Source organism: Synergistota bacterium, from assembly GCA_021159885.1.
Classification (GTDB): Bacteria; Synergistota; GBS-1; order GBS-1; family GBS-1; genus AUK310.
Map to the genome: position 1 here is coordinate 1 of JAGHDO010000083.1, position 6,652 is coordinate 6,652.

The 6,652-nt window shown below is 43.8% G+C and carries 8 protein-coding genes; 3 read left to right on the forward strand and 5 right to left on the reverse strand.

Annotated features, from left to right (window positions below):
* Nucleotides 1-69: 69 nt before the first annotated feature.
* From J7M13_08235 to J7M13_08245, 3 genes are all read left to right on the forward strand, one after another.
* A complete protein-coding gene (locus J7M13_08235; protein MCD6363963.1) occupies nucleotides 70-918 on the forward strand; it encodes a hypothetical protein in 849 nt (282 codons plus the stop codon).
* A complete protein-coding gene (locus tag J7M13_08240; GenBank protein ID MCD6363964.1) occupies nucleotides 879-1,148 on the forward strand; it encodes a hypothetical protein in 270 nt (89 codons plus the stop codon). The genes J7M13_08235 and J7M13_08240 overlap by 40 nt, the downstream gene beginning before the upstream one ends.
* A 139-nt stretch (nucleotides 1,149-1,287) precedes the next feature.
* Nucleotides 1,288-1,491, forward strand: coding sequence for a helix-turn-helix domain-containing protein (locus tag J7M13_08245; protein ID MCD6363965.1), 204 nt, complete (start codon nucleotides 1,288-1,290; stop codon nucleotides 1,489-1,491).
* Here the strand turns inward: J7M13_08245 and aroQ are convergent.
* From aroQ to aroF, 5 genes are read right to left on the reverse strand one after another with little or no spacing between them, the layout of a single operon-like run.
* Nucleotides 1,452-1,880 (reverse strand): type II 3-dehydroquinate dehydratase, encoded by a 429-nt coding sequence (gene aroQ, locus J7M13_08250; protein MCD6363966.1) that lies wholly within the window; start codon nucleotides 1,878-1,880, stop codon nucleotides 1,452-1,454. The genes J7M13_08245 and aroQ overlap by 40 nt on opposite strands.
* Nucleotides 1,862-3,376, reverse strand: coding sequence for a bifunctional shikimate kinase/3-dehydroquinate synthase (locus tag J7M13_08255; protein ID MCD6363967.1), 1,515 nt, complete (start codon nucleotides 3,374-3,376; stop codon nucleotides 1,862-1,864). The genes aroQ and J7M13_08255 overlap by 19 nt, the downstream gene beginning before the upstream one ends.
* On the reverse strand, nucleotides 3,361-4,467 hold the full coding sequence (gene aroC, locus J7M13_08260; protein ID MCD6363968.1) for a chorismate synthase: 1,107 nt from the start codon (nucleotides 4,465-4,467) through the stop codon (nucleotides 3,361-3,363). Before aroC ends, J7M13_08255 begins: the two co-directional genes overlap by 16 nt.
* Before the next feature lie 13 nt (nucleotides 4,468-4,480).
* The gene (gene aroA / locus J7M13_08265; protein ID MCD6363969.1) at nucleotides 4,481-5,755 is read right to left on the reverse strand and encodes a 3-phosphoshikimate 1-carboxyvinyltransferase; all 1,275 of its coding nucleotides are present in this window, start codon (nucleotides 5,753-5,755) and stop codon (nucleotides 4,481-4,483) included.
* Nucleotides 5,719-6,588: a 3-deoxy-7-phosphoheptulonate synthase gene (aroF, locus tag J7M13_08270; protein ID MCD6363970.1), complete on the reverse strand. Its 870-nt coding sequence runs from the start codon at nucleotides 6,586-6,588 to the stop codon at nucleotides 5,719-5,721. The genes aroA and aroF overlap by 37 nt, the downstream gene beginning before the upstream one ends.
* Nucleotides 6,589-6,652 lie beyond the last annotated feature (64 nt).

Here is a 6,652-nt window from a genome sequence, read left to right on the forward strand (position 1 = left end):
GTAGATGAATTTAGACGCTTGAGAGAGCTTTATGGAGACCTTTCCTTCCTGCAGAGGGGGAGAGAATAGGTGATTATCCAGTTTACGCTTACAGTTTCGGAGGGAAAGCGAATCATAGCTGAGGGGATAGCGCTTCATCCCGATGTGAAGCGTGCTCTCAGGGAGGCGAGGATTGTTTTAAAGGGAGGGACTACCGTTTCAGCGATAGCGGAAAAACTTGCAGGTGTTAAGCTTGAGATCTGTGGTAGAATAACCCCTTTGGGCACTAAGGTTTCCAGGAAGGGGAGAACCAAAGCACCGCATACCATTATGATAGAGAATGGAAAGGTCATTGGTATTGATGAAGAGCTCTGTAGTATCGTTAACAACCTTGGTCCTAAGGATGTTTTTATAGTTTCTCCCAATATAGTTGATATGGATGGTAATGCTGCTATAATGGCTGGATCTCCTTTTGGGGGAGAGCCTGGGAAGATATTTGGTGGGTTAAGCGCAGAGGGAGTAAAGGTGATACTTCCTGCTAACATAGATAAGTTTTCACCAGGAAGCGTTAGGGAGGCTGTCCAAGCTGCTGGGAGAAAGAAGGTGGATCGTGCCTTGGGAATGGCAGTCGGTTTAATTCCCTTACATGGGGAGGTTTTCACGGAGCTTGATGCGATCGAGCTTCTTGTAGGGATTAGGCCAGTTATCATTGGAAGAAGTGGGATATTTGGGGCGGAAGGTGCAACCGTTTTTTTCTTGGAGGGATCGAGAGAAGCTTGCGAGCAGCTCTTTGATCTCGTCAAGAGGCTTAAGGGAGCTGGGGTTTCGGGAGATCCTGAGTCTCTTGAGGAATGCTCTCCGGGAAGCCCGGGTTGCTCCTTCTTAAGCTTATGGAGGGTATGTTCAGGTCCATGGGATTTTCAGCGGTCGGAGCTTTGAGAGGAAATCGTGTGGCTATAATAGTTCTTGCTGAGAGGGAACTTTCGAGAGAGGAAATAGATTTTTTTAAGGAGAAAATGGAAGAGAAATTCGATGGCTTAAAGTTGAGGATGGGAATTGGAAGGCGATATCCTGATCCTAAGGGAGTATCACATAGCTACAGAGAGGCTCTGGAAGCACTTGAGAAAGGCAGATCCCTCTGGAAGTTAGGGGATAATCGTTTTCTTTGATGATTTGGGTGTGTATAAGATACTTTTGAGCGTTTTAGATCGAGATCAGATGTTCGAGTTTGCAATGAGGCATTTAAAGCCTCTGGTTGAGTACGACAGGAAATATAACTCTGATCTTGTTTGAACGCTCGAGGTCTATATAAAAAATGACGGAAGGATTCAAGAGTCTGCAGAAGAGCTACACCTTCACAGAAATACGATGAGATACAGACTGGACAGAATAAGGGAAATTCTCGGAGTAAGCCTTGAGAACGGAGAAACCCTATTTAATCTGTATCTGAGCATAAAGATATTAAGAGTGCTTCAGGTTTTCCCTGCAAGGTATTCCAGCGCTAAAAGATAGCCATCCAAGCCAAGTCCACAGATAGAGCCTGTGCAAACTTCAGCTATGATATCCCTTTTTCTAAAGGATTCTCGGGCATGTATATTGGAGATGTGAACGCTTATCTTGGGTACCGCGAGGACCTCAAGTGCATCTCTTATGGCATAGCTGTAATGGCTATAAGCTCCTGCGTTTATTATAATTCCATCAGACTTAAATCCTTCCCGGTGTATGAAGTCGATGATTTCTCCTTCCCCGTTAGCTTGAAATATTTCAACTTCCACCTTTAGCTTCCTCGCCCTTGTTTCAATGAGCTTCTTGAGGTCGTCATATCCTCTGTTTCCATATATTTTCTTGTTTCTTTTCTCCAGTATATTTATGTTGGGGCCATTTATGATAAGTATTCGCATAGCTCTTTCACCTCCAGTTCCTTTATCTCACTCATTCCTATATCTCTTATTAAAATCATGCTCAGCTTTCCCTTCTTTATTTTTTTATCCTGAGACATTTTATCGATCAGGAGGGAAATGTCTATAATCCTCTCGTCAGTCGGCATACCTATGCGGTTCAGAAGCTCTCTCACCCGATCGATAATGGATGGCTTAGATGTGCCCAGTTTGCTACTGAGCTTTAGCGCTAATATCATGCCGAGGCTTATAGCTTCTCCATGAGATAACCCATACTGGATTTCTATAGCATGTCCCAGAGTATGACCAAAGTTTAGAATTCTCCTTTCGTTTGTGTCGAAGGGATCCTTCTCCGATATCTTAAGTTTTAGTCGAATTGCTATCTCAATAAGCTCGCTAATACTTTTTAAGTTTCTTTTCTTTATAGCTTTCATACTATTTTCTATCAGTTCAAAGAACTCTCTTGATGCTACTAACCCGATCTTTATGGCTTCCACTAATCCTTCAAAAAATCTTCTTTCTTCTTGTGATAGGGTGAAAGCAGGATCTACGAAAACCCTAAGAGGGAATTTAAAGGTGCCTACAAGGTTTTTAATGTTTCCCACATTGATGGCATTTTTCCCTCCTATTGCTGCATCTATTTGTCCGAGAAGGGTGGTCGGTATGCTTACAAGCTCACATCCTCTTTTGAAGGTCGCGGTTGCAAAGCCCATTGCGTCCGTCAGAGCGCCTCCACCAAGGGCTGCAATTGCCCTTCCTCTTTCGATGTTCCAACGTACGAACGTTTCGTAAATCTTTTTCACGTTTCTTAGGCTTTTTGCGTCTTCTCCATCTGGAATAAATGCTATTTTTTCATTTTTAAGAAATCTCCCATAAACTTTGAAGACTTTTTTCGTGGTTATAAGGGGAAATTGGGCTATTTCCTCAAAGCATAACTCGCCAAGTTTTACATTATGGATGGAGGAGTTAATTTCTGTTGCTTTGCTTGCTTGCTCTCTTAGCTGAAATACAATCAGGGTTCTGATCTCTTCTGGTGTTAATCCTTTGCCTTCTATGATATATCTTGCGCTTTCATAAATATTTTTTCTTTTGAAATAGAGCTTCCTTAAACTTTTAAGGAGATCTCCATCTTTAAGAAGCGGACGGTTGGAATAAGCGCTCTTGAGCCTTCGTGCAAGCTCGTTTAAGGGGATCTTTATGTAGAAAGAAAGGGTATTATTGAACACGGTCTTTCTCGTTTCGGGATCGAGGATAGCTCCTCCTCCAAGAGAAATGATTTCTCCCCTTTCAAGGCATTTTCTTACAATTAGCTTTTCTATTTTCCTGAAATGGGCTTCTCCCATACGTTCGAATATTTCAGGAATAGATAGTCCCGTTTCTTTTTCTATTTCCTCGTCTGTATCGATGAAATTGAGATTGAGCGCTTCAGCGAGAAGCTTTCCTACTGTGCTTTTTCCGGAACCCGGCATACCTATAATAGTTATTACCTTCCTCTCCATGATTTTACCCTCTCTTTCAGCTCTGGAATCGTATCACCTCCAAACTTTTCCAAAATAAACCTGAGTATGCAGAAGGAAACCATAGCTTCTCCTATCACTGAAGCTGCTGGGACGACAACGGTGTCTGATCTTATGTACTCGAGGGTAGCTTCCTGTAGGGTCTCTATGTCTATAGATTTTCTTATCGATAACGCTGTGGGAACTGGCTTCAGGTATGCCGTTACTATAATGTCTTCGCCATTAGATACGCCTCCCTCTATTCCCCCAGCGTGATTGGAAGTCCTCTTGATTTTCCCGCTTTCTATCTTGAAGCCGTCTTGGAACTGGCTTCCATATTCTTTTGACCCCTCAATGGCATTTCCTATTTCAACTGCTTTGACTGAGGGAATGGAAAGTAAGCAGAAACCAAGGTGTGAGTCAAGTCTTCTGTCCCATTGGGAATAGCTACCTAAACCATGAGGTACGTTTTTCGCAATGACGGTGAAGCTTCCTCCCAACGTTTCTCCCTTCGCTTTGGCTCTATCTATTTCATTTAGCATTAACTCGGTAGTTTCATCATCTGGGCAGTACACAGGAGAGTGTAGACTCTTTTCCCTCAGATTCTCAATTTCAGAGTAGCTTTTCTTTAAGCACACTGATCCTATGCTTCTTGTGAAGGCGACAATCTCGATATCGAGACACCTTAAAGCGAGGGAGCATATGGCTCCAAGCGCGGTTCTTACAGCGGTTTCTCTGGCGCTTGCTCTCTCAGCGGGAATGTTAAGATCCTCTAAGGCGTATTTAAGGTAGCCTACGTAATCGGCATGTCCCGGGCGAGGGACGGTTCTTCTTCTCTTGACGGGATTATCTCCCCTATTTTGAATTTCAATGAGAAGCGGAGCTCCCGTTGTAATTCCCTTGTGTACTCCTCCATGTATTGTTAGCTCATCTGTTTCGATATCCATTCTCCTTCCTCTTCCATATCCGCCTCTTCTTCTCTTTAAAAACTCCCTAAGGTAGTTTAGATCTATTCTTAAACCCGCTGGCATTCCATCTAAAATTCCTATTATTTTGCTTCCGTGAGATTCTCCAGCAGTTATGATTCTCAACAAGAAAATCCCTCCTTTAGTTCGAGGTTATTTCCTTAATGATTTTAAAGAAGTTCGGGAACGATATCTTTATCCACTGCTCTCCCCTTATGCTTGTAGATTCTTCCTCTCTAAGACAAAGGGAGGCTATGCTTAAAAGCATGGCGATTCTGTGATCTCCGTGTGCGTTGACTTTCGCGGGATTTAATCTCCCTCTTCCTTGAACGATGAATCCGTCTTCGAGTTCTACGATATCTGCTCCCATCTTTCGCAGCTCCCTTACGGTGGAGGAGATTCTATCGCTTTCCTTGTACCTGAGCTCCCTTGCTCCTCTAACTATAGTTTTTCCCTCTGCAAAGATTCCCAGAAGGGCAACAAGGGGAAGTTCATCTATCATCTGAGGTATTTCCTCCGGCAGGATGATCGTTCCTCTTAGATGAGAGGAAGAAACCCTTATTTTGCCTTGAGGTTCAGGGTCTTGGGTTTCTACGCTTACCTCTATATTCGCTCCCATTCTCTTAAGTACCCTTAACAAGCCGGTCCTTGTGGGGTTTAAACCCACGTTAACGATGGTTAGATCGGCATTTTTGTGAATAGCACCAAGCGTTATGAAGAAAGCCGCCGAGGAGATATCTCCTGGTACGGAAATCCTTAAAGGGGTGAGTTTTTCTGAAGGCTTTATCTCTATTTCGTTATTTCTTTCTGCTATAAGGGCTCCCATGGTTTTAAGCATCCTTTCCGTATGATCTCTGCTTTTATATGGTTCCGAGTAGATAGTCTTTCCCGAGGCAAAGAGGGATGCTAAGAGAATAGCGCCCTTTACCTGGGCGCTTGCGACTGATGAGGAATAAGTGATTCCTCTGAGGCTTCCCCCTCTGATGGAAATGGGGAGTAGAGAGTCATTATCTCTTCCGGAAATGCGTGCTCCCATTTCCTTCAGAGGCTTTACCACCCTCAGCATAGGTCTTCTGCTCAGGCTCTTGTCTCCATAAAGGGTAAAAAAGCCATTTTGTGAGGCAAGCAAGCCCAAGGATATTCTTGCAGTTGTTCCTGAGTTTCCGCAGAATATAGGTTTGATAGGCTCATTAAAGGGTTGAGGCTTAATGATGAGCTTTCTGAAGCTTCCCTCAAATTTTGTGCCACATGCCTTAAGCAAGTTTAAGCTTCTTTTAACATCATCTGATTCCAGAAGATTTTGAACCTCGGATGGTGCTGAAGCTACAGATGATAGCAGGAGAGCTCTATGGCTTATTGATTTATCCGGAGGAACCCTCACTACGCCCTTAATCCTGCTAACTCCATTGATCTCCATTTTTCGCTCCCTAAAACGAGATTTACTCTCTCTATCTTGGACAGCCTCTTTATCGATATCAGGAGACTCTCAAACTCCTTAAACGTTAGGCTTTGATCGCCGTCTGATAGCGCTTTTTCGGGATTTGGATGGACCTCTACCATTATGGCGTGGGCTCCTGCCGCTAAGGCGGCTTTCGCCAGCGGTGGGATAAGCTCTCTTCTGCCTGTGGCATGACTTAGGTCAACGCATATAGGGAGGTGAGAAAGCGATTTTACGGCTGGAACCGCTGAGATGTCCAAGGTGTTTCTCGTGTATCTTTCGAAGGTCCTTATTCCCCTCTCACAGAGAATTATTCTCTCATTCCCATAAAGAGCGATATATTCTGCTGCTAAGAGCCATTCCTCTATGGTTGACATGAATCCTCTCTTAAGAAGCACGGGTTTGTCTATTTTCCCGAGAGCCTTAAGAAGCGGGAAATTCTGCATATTTCTCGCACCTACTTGGAGTACATCTGCATACTCATATACCTTGTCGATGGTTTGGGTATCCATAACCTCGGTGACAACCCTCATGTCATAGGCTCTCGCTGCTTCTTTAAGAAGCTTTAATCCAATTTCTCCAAGCCCCTGAAAGGAATAGGGCGAGGTTCTTGGCTTGAAAGCGCCTCCTCTTAGGAGTCTAACTCCAAGATTTGATAAAAAGCGAGCGGTTTCGTTTATCTGCTCTTCGGATTCTACGGAGCAAGGTCCCGCTATTACCGTGAAGTATGGACCTCCAATAGGAATATCTTCCACATATATTATGCTATCCTGTCGCAACCTTTCCCTTGAAACGAGCTTTACGCTTTTCATGTTTCCTCACCCCCGTTTTTTCTATCTAAAGGTGGATATAAAAAAAGGGCCTCCGGGTAAATAC